The sequence below is a fragment of the Actinomadura harenae genome, from assembly GCF_003696215.1.
In the GTDB taxonomy this organism is placed as follows: Bacteria; Actinomycetota; Actinomycetes; order Streptosporangiales; family Streptosporangiaceae; genus Spirillospora; species Spirillospora harenae.
On record NZ_RFFG01000089.1, the window covers coordinates 13,308 to 32,251 of the forward strand.

The window sequence follows — 18,944 nt, forward strand, 5'->3', positions numbered from 1 at the left end:
CGGGTGGAGGAGCACTACACCAACGACGCCTCCGGGTCGCCCGACGTCCTCGTCCAGGTGTCGAAGATCGAGGGGCAGGGCTCGGTCAACGTCACCGTGGCGTCCGACGCGGGGCTGCGCGGGTCCCGTCCCGTGGTGCCGGTGCTCCTGGCGAGCGTGCCGCTCTGGGGGGCCGGGGCGCTCCTGCTCACGATGCACGGGCGCGTGGGCCTGGTCGGGGTGCTGCTGGTCGCGGCCGGGCTGGTGCTCGCCGGTCTCGGCGTGTCGTGGCTCTGGCTGGCCCGCTGGCAGAAGCACGCGACGGGCGACGACCGGCTCAAGGAGCGCGCCCGGTTCCTCGCCGGGGCGGTCCGCACCCGGTACCGGCAGGAACTGGAGCAGGCCGACGCGGACGGGCAGGGCGCGATCGCCGTCCGGTGGGGCGTCCCGGACGGGGTGCGCCAGGCGGCGGGGGCCGAGGGCTTCCGGCGGGACGGCGAGTTCGGCGAGGCCGCGGAGCTGTTCCGGAGCGTCCCGACACGGAGGCTGGTGATCCTGGGCGCGGCGGGCGCGGGCAAGTCGGTGTTCGCGACGGCGCTGGCCTCGCAGCTCCTCGGGCCCGGCGGATCGGCCGGGCCCGTCCCCGTCGTGGTGTCCCTGCGGGGCTGGGTTCCGTCCCGGCAGCGGCTGCTGCACTGGGCGGCGCGCCGCATCGCCGCCGCGCACCGCGAGATCGGGCGGTCCGTCGCGGACGCCCGGCTGGTGACGTCCGGGCTGCTGGCGAGCCGACGCGTCCTGCTCGTCCTGGACGGCCTGGACGAGATCCCCGCCGAGGCGCGCGCGGCGGCGCTGGAGGAGCTGAACCGGCAGGGGACGGCGCGGCTGCCGCTCGTCCTGACGAGCCGCCCGGACGAGTACGCCGCCGCGGTCGAGGACGCCGGGATGCTGCTCGCGGGCGCGGCGGTGGTGGAGCTGCGTCCGCTGGTCGCGGGCCAGATCGCGGCGTCGCTGCCGCTCACCGACCCCAGCCCGGACGCGCCGTCCCGCTGGCGGCCGGTGCTGGACGCCCTGGAGGCGGACGGGGACGGGCCGGTGAAGGAGGCGCTCGCGTCGCCGCTGATGGTCGGCCTCGCGCGCACCGCGTACCGGCGCGCGTCCGACGACCCCGCCGAACTGCTGGAGTTCTCCGACGCGGAGAGCCTCGAGAACCAGTTGCTGGAGCGGTTCGTCCCGGCGGCGTACGCGGACGAGAGCGAGGAGCGCGTCGAGGACGTGCGGCGCTGGCTGGGGTTCCTCGCCTGGCATCTGCGCGAGAACGACGAGGACGACCTGGAGTGGTGGCGCCTGGACGAGGCCGTCCCGGCCGTCGTCCGCGCGCTCGGGCCCGCGTCCGCGCTGGTCGCGGCGGGCGCCGTGATCGCCGGGCTCGGCTACCGGATCCCGCACCGGTACTGGATCGCGCGGGACCTCGCCCCGCACGCGGGGTCGGTGCCGGTGTGGGCGCTGTTCCCGCTCCTCGCCTACCTGGGCGTCGTGACCTGGTCGCAGCTCGCGCGCGACCGGTGGCTCATGGGCCCGCTGCGGGTGCGCGGGCCGCGCGGCGTCCGGCACGCGCTGAACCGGCGCGAGCGGGGCGGCGGCACGGGCGGCCTGTACGCGATGCCGGTGGTCGCGGCGCTGTTCGCGGGTCTCGGGGTCTGGGTGGACGGCCCGCTCGGCCGGTTCGCCGCGGTGTCGGCGCTGCTGGTGGCCGTGGCCGTCCTGTGGCGGTTCGCGTGGTGGTTCGGCGAGGCGTCCGACCCGGCGGAGGCGGAGGGGCCGCCGGGGATGCTGCGCAGGGACCGCGACGCCGCGCTCGCCCTCGGCTGGAACCGGGTGCTCGAACAGGTGTGGCCGCTGCCCCTGCTGCTGTCCGCGCCGTTCCTGCTCGCGCTGCGCTGGGAGCACCGGCTGGACCCGGCCTCGCTCGGCCCGGCGTTCGCGCTGACCCTGGCCGTCCTCTGGTACGGCGGGGTCGTGCTCTCCTCCTGGGGACGGTTCCGGGTGGCGCACGCGTGGCTGACGCTGCGCGGCCGGACCCCGCACGACCTCATGGCGTTCCTGGAGGAGGCGCAGAGGCTGGGCGTCCTGCGGCAGTCGGGCGGTGGGTACCGGTTCCGGCACGGCGCGCTGCGCGACCGCCTGGCCGAGGAGGCGGAGGCGTCGCGGCGTCCGCCGCGTCCGCGGACCGAGCCGCGGCTGCTCTCCGACGGGCGGGCGATGGCCGGGATGCAGGCGCTGTGCCTGGTGATGCTGTACCTGTGCGCGTTCCCCGGCCTGGACGGCGGGCACGTCGTCGGGGCGCTCCGCTGGGTGCAGCGGCATTCGCCGTCGACGGTCGAGATCGCCGCCTGCGACATGCTCCGCCCGCACCTGGCCGGGCTGGTCGGGACGCCGCTGGAGGTGGACCGGGGACGGCGGGAGTGCCGGTTCGTCGAGGGCGATCCGCTGCGTCCCGCGCTGACCGTGTCGCTCGGGATCGCCGACGATCCGGGCTCGCCCGACGTGAACCAGCAGGGCCAGAACGACCCGGCCCCGGACAGCCCGCCGAGCGGCACGGCCCTCTCGCGACCCCGGGACACGGCGGTGGCGGCGACCCTCTCGACGAAGGACTACACGCTGGAGATCCGGTCCGAGGTTCCCGACCCCCGGGTGGAGGACCGGGCGATGTACGTCCTCGACCAGGTGCTCCGCGGTGCGTTCCCCAAGAGCTACAAGCCGGGGACGCGCTACGCGCCGCCCGGCCCGCTTCCCACGTCGTCCGACGAGCGGTTCCGGTTGTACGACGCGCACCGTCCGGCGCGGATCGTCGTCGGGCCGACCTGGGCGCCGGGGGACTGGTCGCGGCTCTGGGCGCTGCAGGACCTCGGGTTCGCGTTCCGCGGCCCGGTCTTCGGACAGTGCGTCCGGGAGGGCGGACGCTGGTACTGCGTGCAGGCGCAGGACACGCCGGCCGGGGAGAAGGTGGGGCCGTTCCAGCTGGAGATCGAGCAGCGGCCCTGCCAGGGTTCGTGCCCGCCTCCCGCCGAGCCCGGGTGGCGGCGGAGCGACGCGTCCACGTGGTACGCCGAACGCTGGGACGGGCACGCGTACACCCTCGACACGCACGCCGTCCGGGCGGGGAAGTCCCTGGACGTGCGGGTCGCGACGTCCGACACGCGTGCGGACCTGGCGCGCAAGACGGTCAACGACATATCCGCTCAGTCGTCCCGGTAAGCGCTCCCTTTAGGGTGGCGGCATGTTCGCAGTCACGGCCACGAGCCTCGATGCAGACCATCCCCTGAACGGCCTCACGCTCGGCGAGCGGCCCGAACCGGACGTCCCCGAGGGCTGGACGACGGTCACGGTCAAGGCCACCGCGCTGAACCACCACGACGTCTGGTCGCTGCGCGGCGTCGGCCTGCCGGCCGACCGGCTCCCGATGATCCTCGGCTGCGACGCGTCCGGGGTGGACGAGGACGGCAACGAGGTCATCGTCCACGCGGTGATCGGCGACCCGGCGCGCGGCGGCGGCGACGAGACCCTCGACCCCAAGCGCACGCTCCTGTCGGAGTCGCACCCCGGGACGTTCGCCGAGCGGGTCGCGGTGCCGCGCCGCAACCTCGTGCCGAAGCCCGCCGGGCTGTCCTTCGAGGAGGCCGCCTGCCTGCCGACGTCGTGGCTGACCGCGTACCGGATGCTGTTCGAGAAGGCCGAGCTGGAGCCCGGCGCGTCCGTGCTGGTGCAGGGCGCGGGCGGCGGCGTCGCGACCGCGCTGATCGCGCTCGCGTCGGCGGCGGGCTACCGCGTGTACGCGACCAGCCGCAGCGAGGACAAGCGGAAGCGCGCGCTGGAGATCGGCGCGGACGAGGCGCTGAAGTCCGGCGCGCGGCTGCCCGAGCGGGTCGACGCGGTGATGGAGACCGTCGGCCAGGCCACCTGGTCGCACTCGCTGAAGTCGCTGCGTCCGGGCGGGCGGATCGTGGTGTCCGGCGCGACCAGCGGCCAGGTGCCGCCCGCCGAGCTGAACCGGGTGTTCTTCCTCCAGCTGTCGGTCGTCGGCTCCACGATGGGACGGCGCGACCAGCTCGAACGGCTCGCGAGGTTCCTGGTCAAGACCGGGGTGCGGCCGCGGATCGACCGCGTCCTGCCGCTGCGCGAGGCGCGCGAGGGGTTCGCCGCGATGGCCGGCGGCGACCTCTTCGGCAAGATCGTCTTCACCGTCTGACCCGCACGCTCAGGCGGCCCCGCTCAGGTGGGGGCGAGCCGCCAGAGCGAGGTGACCTCGGCCGCGCGCGCGGCGTGCAGCGGGTCGCCGGTGTCGGCGGCGCGCGGGTGGACGGGCCGGGCGTCCAGCCGGTCCTCCACCCGCAGTCCCGCGCGGTCGAACCGGGCGAGCAGCTCCTCACGCGTCCGCAGGCCGAGGTGCTCGGCCAGGTCGGACAGGACGAGCCAGCCCTCGCCGCCGGGCAGCAGGTGCGCGCGGAGCCGGTCCAGGTAGCCGTGCAGCATGCGCCCGCCCGGGTCGTACACCGCGTGGTCGAGCCCGGACGCCGCCTTGCCCGGTAGCCACGGCGGGTTGCACACGGCGACGCCGGCGCGTCCCCGGGGGAACAGGTCGGCCCGCACGATCTCGACGTCCAGGCCGAGCCGCTCGACGTTCTCCTGCGCGCACGCGAGCGCACGCGGGTCGGCGTCGGTCGCGACGACGCGTCCGACGCCCCGCCGGGCGAGGACGGCCGCGAGCACGCCCGTCCCGGTGCCGATGTCGAACGCGACGTCCTTGGACGGCAGTGGAGCCTGCGCGACGAGGTCGACGTACTCCTGACGCGTGGGCGCGAACACGCCGTAGTGCGGATGGATGCGTCCGCCGACGGCGGGCACCTCGATGCCCCGCTCACGCCACTGCTCGGCGCCGAGGATCCCCAGGAGCTCCCGCAGCGGGATCACGGAGGGCTCGCCGGGCTCGTACACGCGTCCGACGGCCTGCCGGACGTCCGGCGCGCGGCGCAGCGGCACCGCGTTCCCGGCGTCCAGGGGGACGAGGAGCCGTCCGAGCAGGCTCGCCTCCCGGGTCCTGGCGTCCCGGTACGCGTGGAACACGGCGCGCGGGTCGCCCTTCGGCGTCTTCGCGCCGCGCCGCACCCGGCGTCCGAGCGCGTCCAGGAGCTGCCGCGCGTTCTGGAAGTCCCCGCGCCACAGCAGCGAACTGCCCTCCCGGACCAGGCGCAGCGCCGTGTCCGCGGTCAGTTCGTCGTCGACCACGACGACGTCCTCGGGCGGCGGCCAGCCGCCTTCGCACAGCCACCGTGCCGCCTGTTCCCGCCCCTGCTCAGCCCAACGCACGCCGGACATCCTCGCATGCCAGCGAAAACTAGGTACTCTAGGTTCAAAACTAGGAATCCTAGGAATGGAGAAGGCGATGCGTGGCGGAACGATCAGAGTCCCGGGAGCGACGCTGTACCACGAGGTCCGCGGGGACGGCCCGGTGCTGCTCGCGCTCCCGGGCGGCCCCGGCGACGCCGCCGTCTACGACGGCCTGGCGGACGCCCTGTCCGACCGGTTCACCTTCGTCACCCTCGACCCGCGCGGCTACTCGCGGAGCGTCGTGGACGAACCCGCCGAGCACCGCGTCGAGGTCGCCGCCGACGACGCCCACCGGCTGCTGGCGCACCTCGGCGCCCGCGACGCCCTGGTCTTCGGCGGCAGCGTCGGCGCGATCGTCGGCATGGAACTGCTGGCCCGGCACCCCGAGACCGTCCGGCGGCTGGTGGCGCACGAGCCGCCCGCGTTCGCCGTCCTCCCGGACGCCGCCGACCACCGCGCCATGACGGACGAGGTCCACGCGCTCCTCGAATCCGACGGCCCGATGGCCGCGTTCGGACGCTTCGCCGCCGCCATCGGCGACGTCATGGAGCCCAGGGAGATGCCACAGACCGAACGCGTCCAGTCGATGCTGGAACGCCAGACCGCCAACGCGCCCCTCATGCTCGAGTACGAACTGCGCTCGTACACCACGTCCCACCAGCCGGACGTCGCGACCCTCCGCACCCTCGCCGACCGCCTCGTCCTGGGCGTCGGCGAACTCACCGGCGACAACCTCCCGGCCCGCCCCGCCCGCCTCCTGGCCACCCGCATCGGCTGCCCCCTGACCACCTTCCCCGGCGCCCACAACGGCCCCACGGCCCGCCCCGAGGAGTTCGCCACCCACCTCCTGAAAGCCTTCATCTTCTAACCCCAAAGAGCCCCGGACCCACAAGGCTTCGGGGCTCACCACTCTCCAGGCGTCAGGCTCCCGACCGAAGTGGCCGGTGCGGGTTCTGCACGTGTCAGGCCGCGCTCGGGTCGGCGCCACGGAGGATGTACACGTCATCGCCGAAGACCGCGTTGACCTGCAACTCGCCGCCGAGGGCCCGGACGTAGCGGGCGATGGCCTCCACGGTCGCGACCTCGCCCCGCTCGATCTGCGAGACGCGTCCCTTGGTCACTCCCATGCGTTCGGCGACGTCCGTCTGGGTCAGCTCGAGCGTTCTGCGGCGCTCGGCGAGCCGGTGCCCGTCGATGTACGCCTGGACCCGCCTTCCCGCCGCCGTGACGGCCTCCTCGCCCCCGGCCGCCGCCACGGCCTCGTCGCGGATGTCGCTCCACTTCTCGAACCCGGTCACTCCCGCCCCTCCTTCTCGCCCCAGCGCTCCGCGAGGTACCCCTCGAACAACTCCTCGGCCCGCGGGATCATCCGCCGGTACCAGGCGTTCCAGTCGCCCGACTTGTCCCCACCGACCAGCAGGATCGCCGCCCGCCACGGATCGAAGACGAACAGGATCCTGACCGCGGAGTTCCCGGCCGACCCCGGCCGCAACTCCTTCAGGTTATGGATCCGGGAGCCTTCGATCCTGTCCACCAGCGGACGCCCCAGGCCGGGCCCGTCCTCGGCCAGCCGGTCGAGGGACCAGATGATCTGCTGCCGGGTCGGTTCGTCCTGGCCGTCGAACCAGTGGCGCCATTCTGTCGTGACCCTGATCTCCCACTCCTCCATGGGCCGCGAGTTTAGGAATAACTATACTTCGGGCGCAGGTGTTCCGCCATACTCGAGTGATGATGCGAACGCGTTGCGTCATGGAAGTGCTGAGCGCGGTGCTCGGCTGCTGAGGAGGTGGCCCCCGGAACCCGGGGCTGCGGGGGCTCGGTAGCGGCGGGTGGGTCAGGAGTTCTGGTGGAAGTGCTGGGTGCGGAGGCGGGTTCGGGTTTCGGCCAGGAGGGCTTCGGTGGCTTCGAGGTCGATGTCGGCCAGGGTGGCCTCCTGGGCGTCGCGGCGGACGTCCTCGACGAAGCGGCGCATCAGGCGTTCGAGCTTGAGGCGGGCGACGTCGTCGCGGGAGCCGGTGACGTTGCGCCACGCGTCCTCCCAGTTGAGACGCCACTCCTCCTTCCAGGCCTCCTTCTGCTCGCGCCAGTACTCCTTCTGGCGCTTCCACTCGTCCTTCTGGCGGCCGGTGGCCTCTTTCCAGTGCTCCTTCTGGCGGCGCCACTCGTCCTTCTGCTGACGGGTGCCCTCCTTCCACGCCTCCTTGGGCGTGGTGCCCGCCGAGTCGCGCATCGTGCGGGCCGCCGCGGTCAGCTCCTCGCGCAGCGACCGGACGGTCTGCCGGACGTCCTGCTGCACCTCGCGGGCGAACTCCTGCGCGGACGCGGTGATCTCCTCCTCGAGCTCGGCCAGCTCGTCCATCCGCCGCTCCAGCTCGTCGCGGCCCTTGTCGGTGAGGGAGTAGACCTTCTTGCCCTTGACGACCTCGTGGCTGACCAGGCCCTCGGACTCGAGGCGGGCCAGGCGCGGGTAGATCGTGCCGGGGGACGGCGAGTACACCCCGAGGAAGCGGTCCTGGAGCAGCCGGATCACCTCGTAGCCGTGCCGCGGGGACTCCTCCAGCAGCTTCAGCAGGTACAGCCGAAGGCGGCCATGGCCGAAGACGGGGCTCAAGTCGACTCCTTCAGTCTTCCAGCGCGTCGTGCGCCGGCCGGGACAGCAGCGTCACGGTGCCGGAGATGGTGTTCACGGTGAGGTTCGCGGACCCGTCGCCCAGTGTCCCCGACAGCGTCCGCGCGATCGCGCGGTCCTGCCGGGCGAGTTCCGGGAAGGCCGCCTCGACGCGGCCGGTGCCGGAGCTGAGCTGGACCCGGGTCGAGGCGTGCTCGGGCAGCCGGACGGCCACGTCGGCCGTGACGGTCTGGATCTCGGCCCGGCCCTCGCCGGGCAGGTCCGCGTCGATGGAGATCCGGCCGCTGATCGAGCGCGCGGACAGCCGGTCGACCGAGCCGCCCGCGAGGGCCAGCTCGCCGGACGCCGAGACGAACACGACCCGGCCGTCCAGGCCCTGCGCCTCGACGTCGCCGGAGACCGTGTTGACCTCGACGCCGCCGATCACGTCGTGAAGTGTCACGCCGCCGGTGGCGGTCCGCACGGTCGTCTTGGCCGTGACGCCGGTGACGACGGACTCGGCGGAGACCAGGTTGAGGCTGACCGGGCAGTCCGGCGGGACGGTCACGGTGACGACCGCGCTCGCCTTCTGCGTCCGCAGCCAGCTCAGCACGCCCTCGACCAGCTTCTCGTGCGTGATCGCGAGCATCCCGGCCTCGTGCGCGATCTGCAGCGGCGGTCCCTCGACGCCGGACACGTGCACCGAGGGGCGCCCGCTCCCGGCGACCACCGAGACGCTCCCCGCGATCAGGGTGACGCGCAGCGCCACCACCCCGTCGAACTCCAGCGTGGCCGGTTCGCCGATCGTCCACCGCGACATCGCGCCTCAACCCTCCGTCCGGGTGCCCACCCTACGGGACAACACGATATGTCGCGTCAGCGGGAAGTCAAGATGTATCGCGTTTTCAGTCGTCGAGGTCGTCGTCGTCATCGAGCCGGGCCATCCAGGTGGCCAGGCGCTCGACGGGCGTCTCGAACTCGGGGTTCAGGTCCACGAACTCGCGCAGCCGCTCGGCCAGCCAGTGGAAGCTCACCGACTCCTCGCCGCGCCGCTCCGCCAGCTCCTCGATGCCCCGATCGGTGAAGTACATGATCCTCCGTCCCGACACGGGAGGGGGTCCCGGCGCACCCGCGCCGGGACCCCCTCGTCGTGCCGTCGTCTCGCTACTTGTCGCCGAACAGCCGGCCGAGCAGCGCCTCCTGCTCGGCCTGGTGCAGCTTGGCCGAACCGACCGCCGGGGAGGACGACGCCGGGCGCGACACCCGGGTCATCGTCAGCCCGTCGATCAGGTGGGGCAGCTTCAGCGCCATGAACGGCCAGGCGCCCATGTTCGCGGGCTCGTCCTGCACCCAGACGACCTCGACGCCCGCCGGGTACTTGGCCAGCTCGGCCTTGATCTCCTCGGCCGGGGCCGGGTACAGGCGCTCGACCCGGACCACCGCGGTGTCGGTGCGGCCCAGCTTGTCGCGCTGCGCCGCCACGTCGTAGTAGATCTTGCCCGTGGTGAGCAGGACCCGCTTGACGCCCTTCGGGTCGATCCCGGCGTTGACCTCCGGGATGACCGGCTGGAACGCGCCCTCGGTGACGTCGCTGACCGCGGACGTCGCGGCCTTCAGCCGCAGCAGCGACTTCGGCGTGAACACGATGAGCGGCTTGCCCCGGCCGGACAGCACCTGCCAGCGCAGCAGGTGGAAGTAGTTCGCCGGGGTCGTCGGGTAGGCGACCGTCATGTTGTCCTGCGCGCACATCTGCAGGTAGCGCTCGATGCGCGCGGACGAGTGGTCCGGCCCCTGGCCCTCGTAGCCGTGCGGCAGCAGCAGGACGACGGCGGACCGCTGTCCCCACTTCTGCTCGCCGGACGAGATGTACTCGTCCACGACCGACTGGGCGCCGTTGGCGAAGTCGCCGAACTGGGCCTCCCACGCGACGAGCGCGTTCGGGCGGGTCATGGAGTAGCCGTACTCGAAGCCCATGGCCGCGTACTCGCTGAGCAGCGAGTCGTGCGCGTAGAACTTCGAGGTGCCCTGGCCGAACTGCTTGAGCGGCGTGTACTCCTCGCCGGTCTTGCGGTCGACCAGCACGGCGTGCCGCTGCCCGAAGGTGCCGCGGCGGGAGTCCTGGCCGACGAGGCGGACCGGGTGGCCGTCGATGAGCAGGGACCCGAAGGCCATCAGCTCGCCGGTCGCCCAGTCGAACGCGTTGTCGTCGACGGCCTGGACGCGGCGCTGGAGGATCGGCTGGAGGCGCGGGTGCACCGAGAAGCCGTCCGGCAGGCTCACCTGCGACTGGATCAGCCGCTTGACCGTCTCGGGGCTGATCGCCGAACCGGCGGCGGCGTGGTCGATCGGGATGATCTCCTCGACGTCCGGCTTGACGACCGCGCCCGGCTCCAGCGGCTTCTTGGCCGCCTCGCGGGTCTCGGTGAACGCGCGCTCCAGCTGCTCCTGGTAGTCGCGCAGCGCGGCCTCGGCCTCCTCGACCGTGATGTCGCCACGGCCGATCAGCGCCTCGGTGTAGAGCTTGCGCACCGACCGCTTGGCGTCGATCAGGTCGTACATCAGCGGCTGGGTGAACGAGGGGTTGTCCGACTCGTTGTGGCCCCGGCGCCGGTAGCAGATCATGTCGATGACGACGTCCTTCTTGAACGTCTGGCGGTACTCGAACGCGAGTCCCGCCACCCGGGCGCACGCCTCGGGGTCGTCGCCGTTCACGTGGAAGATCGGCGCCTGGATCATCCGGGCCACGTCGGTGGCGTACACGCTGGACCGCGAGTACTCCGGCGCGGTGGTGAAGCCGACCTGGTTGTTGACCACCACGTGCACGGTGCCGCCGGTGCGGTACCCGCGCAGCTGGGACAGGTTCAGGGTCTCGGCGACCACGCCCTGCCCGGCGAACGCGGCGTCGCCGTGGATGAGGATCGGCAGGATCGTGAAGCCGGCCTCGCCGACGTCCAGCAGGTCCTGCTTGGCGCGGACGACGCCCTCCAGCACCGGGTCGACCGTCTCCAGGTGGGACGGGTTGGCGACCAGCTCGGTGTGGATGGTGGAGCCGTCGGCGCCGGTGAAGTCGCCCTGCGCGCCCAGGTGGTACTTGACGTCGCCGGAGCCCTGCGCCGACCGCGGGTCGAGGTTGCCCTCGAACTCACCGAAGATCTGCCCGTAGGACTTGCCGATGATGTTGGCGAGGACGTTCAGCCGGCCGCGGTGGGCCATGCCGACGACGACCTCGTCCAGCGAGTCGGTCGCGGCGGCGGAGATGACCGCGTCGAGCAGCGGGATCAGCGACTCGCCGCCCTCGAGCGAGAACCGCTTCTGCCCGACGTACTTGGTCTGCAGGAACGTCTCGAACGCCTCGGCGCTGTTCAGCCGCCGCAGGATGTGCAGCTGCTCCTCGCGGTTCGGCTTGTCGTGCGGGACCTCGACGCGGGCCTGGATCCAGGCGCGCTCCTCGGGGTCCTGGATGTGCATGTACTCGATGCCGATCGTCCGGCAGTAGGCCATGCGCAGGACGCCGAGGATGTCGCGCAGCTTCATGGTCGGCTTGCCGCCGAACCCGCCGGTCGCGAACTCGCGCTCCAGGTCCCACAGGGTGAGGCCGTGCTGGAGGATGTCGAGGTCGGGGTGGCGGCGCTGGTGGTACTCCAGCGGGTCGGTGTCGGCCATCAGGTGGCCGCGGACCCGGTAGGCGTGGATCAGCTCGTGGACGCGCGCGACCTTGGCCACGTCGTCCTCGTGCGTGGCCGAGATGTCCTTCACCCAGCGCACCGGCTCGTACGGGATGCGCAGCGCGGCGAAGATCTCGTCGTAGAAGCCGTCCTCGCCGAGGAGCAGCTGGTTGATCCGGCGCAGGAAGTCGCCCGACTGGGCGCCCTGGATGATCCGGTGGTCGTACGTCGAGGTCAGGGTCATGACCTTGCTGATCCCCATGCGCGCGAGGGTCTCCTCGGACGCGCCGGAGAACTCGGCCGGGTACTCCATGGCCCCGACACCGATGATCGTGCCCTGGCCGGGCATCAGCCGCGGCACGGAGTGGACCGTGCCGATGGTGCCCGGGTTGGTCAGCGAGATCGTGGTGCCCTGGAAGTCGTCCAGCGTCAGCTTGTTGCCGCGCGCCTTGCGGACGATCTCCTCGTAGGCCGCCCAGAACTGGCGGAAGTCGAGGGTCTCGGCGGCCTTGACCGACGGGACGACCAGCTGCCGGGAGCCGTCCGGCTTCCGCAGGTCGATCGCCAGGCCGAAGTTCACGTGCTCCGGCTTGATCAGCGTCGGCTTGCCGTCGACCTCGGCGTAGGCGTGGTTCATCTCCGGCATCGCGCCCATCGCCTTGACGATGGCGAACCCGATGAGGTGGGTGAACGAGACCTTGCCGCCGCGGCCGCGCTTGAGGTGGTTGTTGATGACGATGCGGTTGTCGATCAACAGCTTGGCGGGCACCGCGCGCACGGACGTGGCCGTCGGAACCGACAGGCTCAGGTCCATGTTCTGCGCCGTGCGCGCCGCCACTCCGCGCAGCTTCTCCTGCTCGCCCGCGGGGACGGGCGGGCCGGCGGGCTTGGCCTTCTTGGCGTCAGCGCCTGCCGGGGCCTTCGGCGCGGGGGCCGTCGTCGGCGGCGCGGAAGGCGCGCCGGCGGCCGCCGGGGCCGTGGTCACCGGGGGTGTCGCGGCCGGCCGGGAGCCCGGCTGGTAGTCCGCGAAGAAATTCCACCAGGCCTCGTCAACGGAGTTGGGGTCTTCGAGGTACTTCTGGTACAGCTCGTCGACCAGCCATTCGTTGGCACCGAAGTCAGTGGTCTTGGGGTCGGCACTGGATTGCGCTGACTCTGTCGACACGGCGGAGATCGCCCTCTTCCGCAGCTCGCAGGTGAGTTCTGAGACGAGTCAAGGCTACTCGCACTTGGGCCCCCGCCATGCCAGCGCCCGCCTACCCCCGGCCGTCACGGCCCAAAACAGTAGATTTTGCCCAATTCTCGGGGGTTGAATCGGCGATGTACGCCACACCCGCGACCGAGTGGGTCGCGGGTGTGGTGACGGTCTCACCGGAACGGCGCCCGGCCGATGTGGCCGGACGGCCGATGCGACCGGCCGGTCGGCCGTCCGTGCGGCCGGTGTCCGGTCGGTGTCCGGTCAGTGGGTGTGCTCGGGGACGGTCGGGCCCTCGCTCGACTGGACGAGCACGAAGCCCTGGCCCTGGAAGGCCAGCTGCATGGCCTCGCCGCTGCCCCGGCCGATCAGCGCGCCGACCTTCATGGTGCGGTTGACGCCGATCTGGAGGCTGGTGCTCCAGGCCACGGCCGCGTCGCCGTCGGCGAACGTCGGGGCCCGCCCGGCGTCCAGCATGACCGGGGCGCCGTGGGTGTGGACCGCGACCCAGCCGGTGCCGCCGATGGTGGTGTTGAACAGGCCGCCGGACATCATGCCCGCGCCCTGGACGCGCTTGATGTCGGTCTGGAGGTGGGCGTCGTAGGCCAGGATGTTGGCCCCGTTCACCGTGATCTGCTCGTTCTCCAGGTAGAAGAGGTGGATGTCCTCGGCGTTGTGCGCCAGGAACAGCAGGCCCTGCCCCTTCGCGCGCATGAGCGGCGCGCCCTCGCCGGTGAGCGCCTTCTTGAGGAACTTCCCGACGCCGCCCGCGCCCTGGTACTCGAAGTCCATCTGGCCCTGGAAGGCGACCATCGCGCCCTGCCGTGCCACGACGTCCCCGTTGAGGTGGACGCGGAGCATCTTGCCGTTCTGGAGCGCGAAGTGGCCGGGGAGGGGCTCGCCCTGGTCCATGTTGTTGAAGAAGGAGCTGCGCATTTTCTGAGGGAGACCTTTCGGGGCCTGTTCGGTGGCCGACGCGCGGGGTGCGTCCCGGAAAGCCAGCCAAGGTAGTGATTCAACCTGAACGGTACCTGAATGTATCTTCTAACGATTACGCAGATGTTTAAGCGAAATCGGGTGAACCGCTCAGGCGGGGCCGAGGCGGGCGCGGTCGTGTGGTGCCATCCAGTCGAGTACCGGGCCTTTCGGGACGATACCGGACGGATTTATGAACTTGTGCGTCATGTAGTAGTGCCGCTTGATCTGATCGAAGTCCGTCGTCCCGCCGAACGCGGGCCGGGAGTAGAGGTCCCGGGCGTAGCCCCACAGGTTCGGGTAGTCGATCAGTCGCCGCAGGTCGCACTTGAAGTGGCCGTGGTAGACCGCGTCGAAGCGGGCGAGGGTCGGGTAGAGCCGGACGTCCGCCTCGGTCAGGCGGTTCCCGACGAGGTACCGCCGGTCGGCCAGGCGCTCCTCGAGGCCGTCGAGGGTCGTGAACAGGGCGTCCACGGCCTCTTCATAGGCGTCCTGCTGCGTGGCGAGCCCGGCCTTGTAGACGCCGTTGTTGACGTCCGTGTAGACGACCTCGTTCAGCTCGTCGATCTCCGGGCGCAGCTTCTCCGGGTAGAGGTCCGGGGCGTCCGGCCCGTGGAAGGCGCCGAACTCGGTCTCGAACATGGTCGTGATGTTCGGGAAGTCATTGGTGACCAGGCGTCCGGTCGTGGTGTCCCAGACGCAGGGGACGGTGTACCGCTTGCCCGTGAACCCGGGGTCGGTGGCCAGGTACAGCTCGGAGAGGAAGGACGCGCCGGTCACCGGGTCGGGCTCGGGGAAGCGCCAGCCGCGCTCGTCCCGGAGGGGGTCGACCACGCCGAGCGTGATCACGTCCTCCAGGCCCAGCAGACGGCGGACGATCATGCTCCGGTGCGCCCACGGGCAGGCGTACGACACCAGGAGCCGGTACCGCCCGGCCTCGGCGGGATACGGGCCCGGCCCGTCGGCGGTGATCCGCCCGGTGAACCGGTTCGGCTGCCGGACGAACCGTCCGGCCTTCATCTCCTTGGGAACGTCCGACGTCATCTGGACGGCGCCGTCCGGCGCATTCCCGGTGATCTTTTCGGTGATCCTGTTTCCGGACGTGTCTCCGGACTTCTCCCGCGCGCTCATGTCCGTGATCCTTTCCGTGGGCGGAATTTCCGCGGACCCCTCCAAAGTAGGGTCTTCCCTGCGACTTCAGGGGGATCCGGGGGGACCCGGGCGCTGACTAGCATGGCGCGGGAACGCACCGCGAACCGCGCGGTGCGCCTGCCGCGGGGGACGGGATGCTCGAGAACTTCAACGCGTTGGTGGACGGCCTGCCGCCCGCGCTCATCTATCTGGTGATCGCGGCGCTGGTGTTCGCCGAGGCGGCGCTGTTCTTCGGCTTCGTCCTGCCGGGCGAGACCGCGATCGTGGTCGGCGGCATCCTGGCCAGCCAGCACAAGCTGTCGCTGCCGGTGCTGCTGGTGGTCGCGGTCGTCGCGGCGGTGACCGGCGACTCGGTCGGCTACGAGATCGGACGCAAACTCGGGCCCCGGCTGCTCACGACCCGGGTCATGGTGCGGCACGAGAGCAAGGTCGCCAAGACGCAGGAGATGATCCGCAGGCGGGGCGGGCTCGCGGTGATCATCGGCCGCTTCACCGCGCTGCTGCGCGCGCTGATGCCCGCGCTCGTCGGCTGCTCGAGGATGCCCTATCCGAAGTTCCTGCTGTTCAACTTCATCGGCGGCGTCGTCTGGGTGGTCACCTTCACCCTCGGCGGCTACTTCGCCGGGAACGCGTTCGAGCACGTGGCCAAGCTCGCCGGGCAGGGCCTGGCGGTCGGTGTCGCGGTGATCGCGGTCGTCGCCCTGGTCGTCTGGCACTTCCGCAAGAAGAAGCGCGAGGACGCCGAGGAGACCGCGGCCCGCCTCGAGCACGAGCACGAGTCGGAGCAGGCCGTCCAGGGCTGACGGCGGGCCTGAGCGGGGACCTCCGCTCAGGGGTGGACGTCCTCGGGGCGCAGGTCGGCCATGTGGTGGACGGAGGCGCGGCCGAGGACCGGCGGCAGGTCCAGGAAGGTGCGGACGCCGGGCGGCGCGGCGCAGACGACCGGGACGGCGTTCACGGCGTGCGCGGCCGCGGCGGCGATGCCGTTGGTGACCCAGTCCTCGCCGGTCGTGAGGGTGATCGACGGGCGGCCCTCGACCCGCACCGAGTAGCCGGGCCGTCCCCATTCGGGCGCGACGGCCGGGCCCGCCTTGTAGACGGTCTCCAGGCCGATGACGGGGCGTCCGCCGACCATCGCGCTGAACGTCCAGCGGACGGCCGCGACCGTGCCCGCGCGGATCGTCCCGGTGGCGACGTCGACGTCCTGGGCGGCGACCCGGTAGGCGACGTCGGTGTCCACCTCGGGCGGGGCGAGGCCGAGCCCGGCGGCGACCAGGTGCAGGCTCTCGCCGAAGTGGGTGCGCATGGCCGGGCGGGCGCGGCGCAGGAACGCGCCGAACTCCTCCTCGTCCCGGCCGAGGCCGACCAGGTCGCGCAGCATGCGCGGGGACGGGTGCCCGGAGAAGTCGGAGCACTCGCGGGCGAACACGTGCGTGATCTGCCGGGACAGCCGGGACAGCACCAGCGGCACGAGGTCCGACATGAAGCCGGGGTTGACGCCGCAGCCGTGCAGGGACGACCCGCCGCGCGCGCACGAGTCCTCCAGGGCGTCCACGAGGCCGGGCCCGTGCGCGTGCGGGTAGACGTAGCCGGTCGTCGCGACGACGTTCTTCCCCGAGGCCAGCAGGGCGTGGACGGTGTCCAGGTCGGCGAAGGGCGCGCCGCCGGGGGCCGGGGCGTAGACGACGCAGTCGGCGTCCAGGTCGAGGAGGGCCTCGGTGGACAGGGTGGCGCCCACCCCGGTCTCGGGGCGTCCGGCGAGGGTGCCCGCGTCGATGCCGTCCTTGGCGGGGTCGAAGACCCGCACCCCGGCGAGCTCCAGGTCCGGGCGCTCCAGCACGGCCCGGATGGCGCTGCGCCCGAGCGCGCCCGTCGCCCACTGGATGACGCGGAGCGGACGGTCGCCGGAAACGTCGGTCATGCCTGTCCTCCGTACTCGCCGGGTAGGGAGTGGTTCGGGGTGGTACGCCGGAGATCCGAAGCTGAGGAGACTACGCGGGATGCCTTGTGACGTGGGGTGGTTGGTGAGAATTCCCAGCGGAGTCACAGGCAGGGCGCTCCCGGGGCGTCTCCGGCGCGCTTCCGGGGCGGGGGCGGGGCGTGAGGGGGGCCACCCCCCGAATCCGAGCGGGATTCGGTCGAGTGGTATTCAGTAACCGCCCCGGGTGATTTCCTGGGGGCAGCAGCCGCCGCGAGGTGAGGAGAACCGATGACGGAACTGCGCTATGACGGGCGCGTCGCGATCGTGACGGGCGCCGGGCACGGGCTGGGCCGGCAGCACGCGCTGGAGCTGGCCGCGCGCGGCGCGAAGGTCGTCGTCAACGACCTGGGCGGGGACCGCTCGGGCTCGGGCGCGTCCGCGGGCCCGGCGCAGGAGGTCGTGGACGAGATCACCAAGAACGGCGGCGAGGCCGTCGCGAGCCCCGACAACGTCGCGACGCCCGAGGGCGCCGAGGGCATCGTCCGGGCGGCCGTCGACACCTTCGGCAAGCTCGACATCGTCGTCAACAACGCGGGCATCCTGCGCGACCGGTCGTTCAAGAACATGACCGTCGAGGAGTGGGACGCGGTCATCGCCGTCCACCTGCGCGGCTCGTTCCTGGTCACCAAGGCCGCGTGGCCGCACCTGCGCGAGAACGGCCACGGCCGGATCGTCAACACCTCGTCCCCGGCGGGCCTGTTCGGCAACTTCGGCCAGGCGAACTACTCCACCGCCAAGATGGGCCTGGTCGGCTTCACCAAGACGCTCGCGCACGAGGGCGCCAAGTACGACATCAAGGCCAACGCGATCGCCCCGGTCGCGTGGACCCGGATGACCGAGGACCTGCTCCCCGCCGACTTCGCCGAGCAGCTCGGCGTCGACCGGGTCACCCCGCTCGTCGCCTACCTCGCGCACGAGTCGAACCCGGACTCGGGCGAGGTCTACACCGTCGGCGGCGGCCGGATCGCCAAGATCCTCGTCGCCGAGGGCGCGGGCTGGGGCACCTCGGACGCCATGACCGTCGAGTCCGTCCGGGACAACTGGGCGGCGATCAACGCGGCCGAGCCGTTCACCGTCCCGCGCAACGTCGGTGAGCAGATGGGGCCGCTGATCCAGCAGCTGTCCTCCTGAGCCGATGGCCTCGCTGAGGCTCGACCGGCGGGACGGGGTGCTCACCGTCGCCCTGTCCCGCCCCGAGCGGCTGAACGCGGTCACCGCCGAGCTGACCGAGGAGATGCTGGACGTCCTCAACGGGCTCATGGCGGACGAGGAGACCCGGGTCGTCGTCCTCACCGGCGACGGCCGCGGGTTCTGCTCCGGCATGGACCTCCAGGGCGGCGCCGCGGGCGGTGACCAGGGCGGTGACCAGGGCGGTGACCAGGGCGGGGCGCCTCGGGAGGGACGCGTCCAGCGGCTCTACCGCGGCATCGCGCGCGGCGCCGAGGTCACCGCGCGGCTGCGCGAGATCCCGCAGCCGGTGATCGCGGCCCTGCACGGGCCGGTGGCGGGCATGGGCGTGTCCTGGGCGCTCGCCTGCGACCTGCGCGTCGCCGACCCGACGACGCGGTTCGTCCTGCCGTTCACCGACCTCGGCCTGTCCGCGGGCGACTGCGGGCTGTCCTGGCTGCTGCCGCGCCTGGTCGGCCCGGCGAAGGCCGCCGAGCTGTCCTACCTCGCCGAACGCCTCGACCTGGACGCCGCGGACGTGCTCGGCCTGGTCAACCGGCGCGCGGCCGAGGGCGAGGACCTGGCCGGGGCGCACGCGCTGGCCGACCGGCTGCTGGCCAAGTCCCCGTACGGCCTGCGCCGGACGAAGGAGCTGCTGAACGCCTCGCTCGACACGCCCGGCCTGCGGCGGCACCTCCAGGCGGAGGTCGGCGTCCAGACGCTGGCCTTCTTCACCGGGGACCTGGTGGAGGGCATGACGGCCGCGATGGAGAGGCGTCCGCCGGAGTTCGGGAACCGGTGAGCCGAAGCGAGAAGGGCCGGTGCGCCAGGCACCGG

General features: G+C 72.2%; 16 protein-coding genes. 6 read left to right on the top strand and 10 right to left on the bottom strand.

What is annotated here, in order from left to right; translation table 11 throughout:
* The first annotated feature begins 3 nt into the window (after window positions 1–3).
* On the top strand, window positions 4–3,234 hold the full coding sequence (locus tag EBO15_RS33440; RefSeq protein ID WP_122198480.1) for an NACHT domain-containing protein: 3,231 nt from the start codon (window positions 4–6) through the stop codon (window positions 3,232–3,234).
* Between the two features lie 22 nt (window positions 3,235–3,256).
* Window positions 3,257–4,225 carry a zinc-binding dehydrogenase gene (locus tag EBO15_RS33445; protein ID WP_122198481.1) on the top strand — a complete coding sequence of 323 codons (969 nt, stop codon included), beginning with the start codon at window positions 3,257–3,259 and terminating at the stop codon, window positions 4,223–4,225.
* Between the two features lie 23 nt (window positions 4,226–4,248).
* Here the strand turns inward: EBO15_RS33445 and EBO15_RS33450 are convergent, their stop codons facing one another.
* Entirely contained in the window at window positions 4,249–5,352 is a 1,104-nt protein-coding gene (locus tag EBO15_RS33450; protein ID WP_122198482.1) for a methyltransferase, read from the bottom strand.
* A gap of 67 nt (window positions 5,353–5,419) precedes the next feature.
* Between EBO15_RS33450 and EBO15_RS33455 the strand changes: the two genes are divergently transcribed.
* Window positions 5,420–6,232, top strand: a complete 813-nt coding sequence (locus EBO15_RS33455) for an alpha/beta hydrolase (RefSeq protein ID WP_122198483.1) — start codon at window positions 5,420–5,422, stop codon at window positions 6,230–6,232.
* Between the two features lie 94 nt (window positions 6,233–6,326).
* Here the strand turns inward: EBO15_RS33455 and EBO15_RS33460 are convergent, their stop codons facing one another.
* The 8 genes from EBO15_RS33460 to EBO15_RS33495 all read right to left on the bottom strand — a co-directional run bounded on the left by EBO15_RS33460 (window position 6,327) and on the right by EBO15_RS33495 (window position 14,938).
* Window positions 6,327–6,662 carry a helix-turn-helix domain-containing protein gene (locus EBO15_RS33460; protein ID WP_122198484.1) on the bottom strand — a complete coding sequence of 112 codons (336 nt, stop codon included), beginning with the start codon at window positions 6,660–6,662 and terminating at the stop codon, window positions 6,327–6,329.
* The gene (locus EBO15_RS33465; RefSeq protein ID WP_122198485.1) at window positions 6,659–7,033 is read right to left on the bottom strand and encodes a type II toxin-antitoxin system RelE/ParE family toxin; all 375 of its coding nucleotides are present in this window, start codon (window positions 7,031–7,033) and stop codon (window positions 6,659–6,661) included. Before EBO15_RS33465 ends, EBO15_RS33460 begins: the two co-directional genes overlap by 4 nt.
* Before the next feature lie 165 nt (window positions 7,034–7,198).
* Window positions 7,199–7,975 (bottom strand): PadR family transcriptional regulator, encoded by a 777-nt coding sequence (locus tag EBO15_RS33470; protein ID WP_122198486.1) that lies wholly within the window; start codon window positions 7,973–7,975, stop codon window positions 7,199–7,201.
* 10 nt (window positions 7,976–7,985) lie between these two features.
* The gene (locus EBO15_RS33475) at window positions 7,986–8,792 is read right to left on the bottom strand and encodes a DUF4097 family beta strand repeat-containing protein (RefSeq protein WP_122198487.1); all 807 of its coding nucleotides are present in this window, start codon (window positions 8,790–8,792) and stop codon (window positions 7,986–7,988) included.
* A gap of 85 nt (window positions 8,793–8,877) precedes the next feature.
* Window positions 8,878–9,063: a DUF6104 family protein gene (locus EBO15_RS33480; protein WP_122198488.1), complete on the bottom strand. Its 186-nt coding sequence runs from the start codon at window positions 9,061–9,063 to the stop codon at window positions 8,878–8,880.
* Window positions 9,064–9,136: 73 nt separating this feature from the next.
* Window positions 9,137–12,802: a multifunctional oxoglutarate decarboxylase/oxoglutarate dehydrogenase thiamine pyrophosphate-binding subunit/dihydrolipoyllysine-residue succinyltransferase subunit gene (locus tag EBO15_RS33485; RefSeq protein WP_122198489.1), complete on the bottom strand. Its 3,666-nt coding sequence runs from the start codon at window positions 12,800–12,802 to the stop codon at window positions 9,137–9,139.
* Window positions 12,803–13,096: 294 nt separating this feature from the next.
* Window positions 13,097–13,768: an AIM24 family protein gene (locus EBO15_RS33490; protein ID WP_122198490.1), complete on the bottom strand. Its 672-nt coding sequence runs from the start codon at window positions 13,766–13,768 to the stop codon at window positions 13,097–13,099.
* Window positions 13,769–13,918: 150 nt separating this feature from the next.
* Entirely contained in the window at window positions 13,919–14,938 is a 1,020-nt protein-coding gene (locus tag EBO15_RS33495) for a glutathione S-transferase family protein (RefSeq protein ID WP_378238967.1), read from the bottom strand.
* A gap of 155 nt (window positions 14,939–15,093) precedes the next feature.
* On the opposite strand from EBO15_RS33495, the gene EBO15_RS33500 reads away from it, so the two are divergent.
* On the top strand, window positions 15,094–15,762 hold the full coding sequence (locus tag EBO15_RS33500) for a DedA family protein (protein WP_122198491.1): 669 nt from the start codon (window positions 15,094–15,096) through the stop codon (window positions 15,760–15,762).
* Window positions 15,763–15,788: 26 nt separating this feature from the next.
* Here EBO15_RS33500 and EBO15_RS33505 read toward each other — a convergent pair whose 3' ends face one another.
* Window positions 15,789–16,880 carry an NAD(P)H-dependent amine dehydrogenase family protein gene (locus EBO15_RS33505; protein WP_122198492.1) on the bottom strand — a complete coding sequence of 364 codons (1,092 nt, stop codon included), beginning with the start codon at window positions 16,878–16,880 and terminating at the stop codon, window positions 15,789–15,791.
* Between the two features lie 288 nt (window positions 16,881–17,168).
* On the opposite strand from EBO15_RS33505, the gene EBO15_RS33510 reads away from it, so the two are divergent.
* Together EBO15_RS33510 and EBO15_RS33515 are read left to right on the top strand one after the other, a co-directional pair.
* Entirely contained in the window at window positions 17,169–18,071 is a 903-nt protein-coding gene (locus tag EBO15_RS33510; RefSeq protein WP_122198493.1) for an SDR family oxidoreductase, read from the top strand.
* 4 nt (window positions 18,072–18,075) lie between these two features.
* Window positions 18,076–18,909, top strand: coding sequence for an enoyl-CoA hydratase/isomerase family protein (locus EBO15_RS33515; RefSeq protein ID WP_122198494.1), 834 nt, complete (start codon window positions 18,076–18,078; stop codon window positions 18,907–18,909).
* Window positions 18,910–18,944: the final 35 nt, after the last annotated feature.

Coding starts and splice junctions, on each gene's coding strand:
- EBO15_RS33445 (WP_122198481.1), top strand. CDS start 3,257: ATGTTCGCAGTCACGGCCACGAGCCTCGATGCAGACCATCCCCTGAAC.
- EBO15_RS33455 (WP_122198483.1), top strand. CDS start 5,420: ATGCGTGGCGGAACGATCAGAGTCCCGGGAGCGACGCTGTACCACGAG.
- EBO15_RS33475 (WP_122198487.1), bottom strand. CDS start 8,792: ATGTCGCGGTGGACGATCGGCGAACCGGCCACGCTGGAGTTCGACGGG.
- EBO15_RS33480 (WP_122198488.1), bottom strand. CDS start 9,063: ATGTACTTCACCGATCGGGGCATCGAGGAGCTGGCGGAGCGGCGCGGC.
- EBO15_RS33500 (WP_122198491.1), top strand. CDS start 15,094: ATGCTCGAGAACTTCAACGCGTTGGTGGACGGCCTGCCGCCCGCGCTC.
- EBO15_RS33510 (WP_122198493.1), top strand. CDS start 17,169: ATGACGGAACTGCGCTATGACGGGCGCGTCGCGATCGTGACGGGCGCC.
- EBO15_RS33450 (WP_122198482.1), bottom strand. CDS start 5,352: ATGTCCGGCGTGCGTTGGGCTGAGCAGGGGCGGGAACAGGCGGCACGG.
- EBO15_RS33465 (WP_122198485.1), bottom strand. CDS start 7,033: ATGGAGGAGTGGGAGATCAGGGTCACGACAGAATGGCGCCACTGGTTC.
- EBO15_RS33495 (WP_378238967.1), bottom strand. CDS start 14,938: ATGAGCGCGCGGGAGAAGTCCGGAGACACGTCCGGAAACAGGATCACC.
- EBO15_RS33490 (WP_122198490.1), bottom strand. CDS start 13,768: ATGCGCAGCTCCTTCTTCAACAACATGGACCAGGGCGAGCCCCTCCCC.
- EBO15_RS33505 (WP_122198492.1), bottom strand. CDS start 16,880: ATGACCGACGTTTCCGGCGACCGTCCGCTCCGCGTCATCCAGTGGGCG.
- EBO15_RS33515 (WP_122198494.1), top strand. CDS start 18,076: ATGGCCTCGCTGAGGCTCGACCGGCGGGACGGGGTGCTCACCGTCGCC.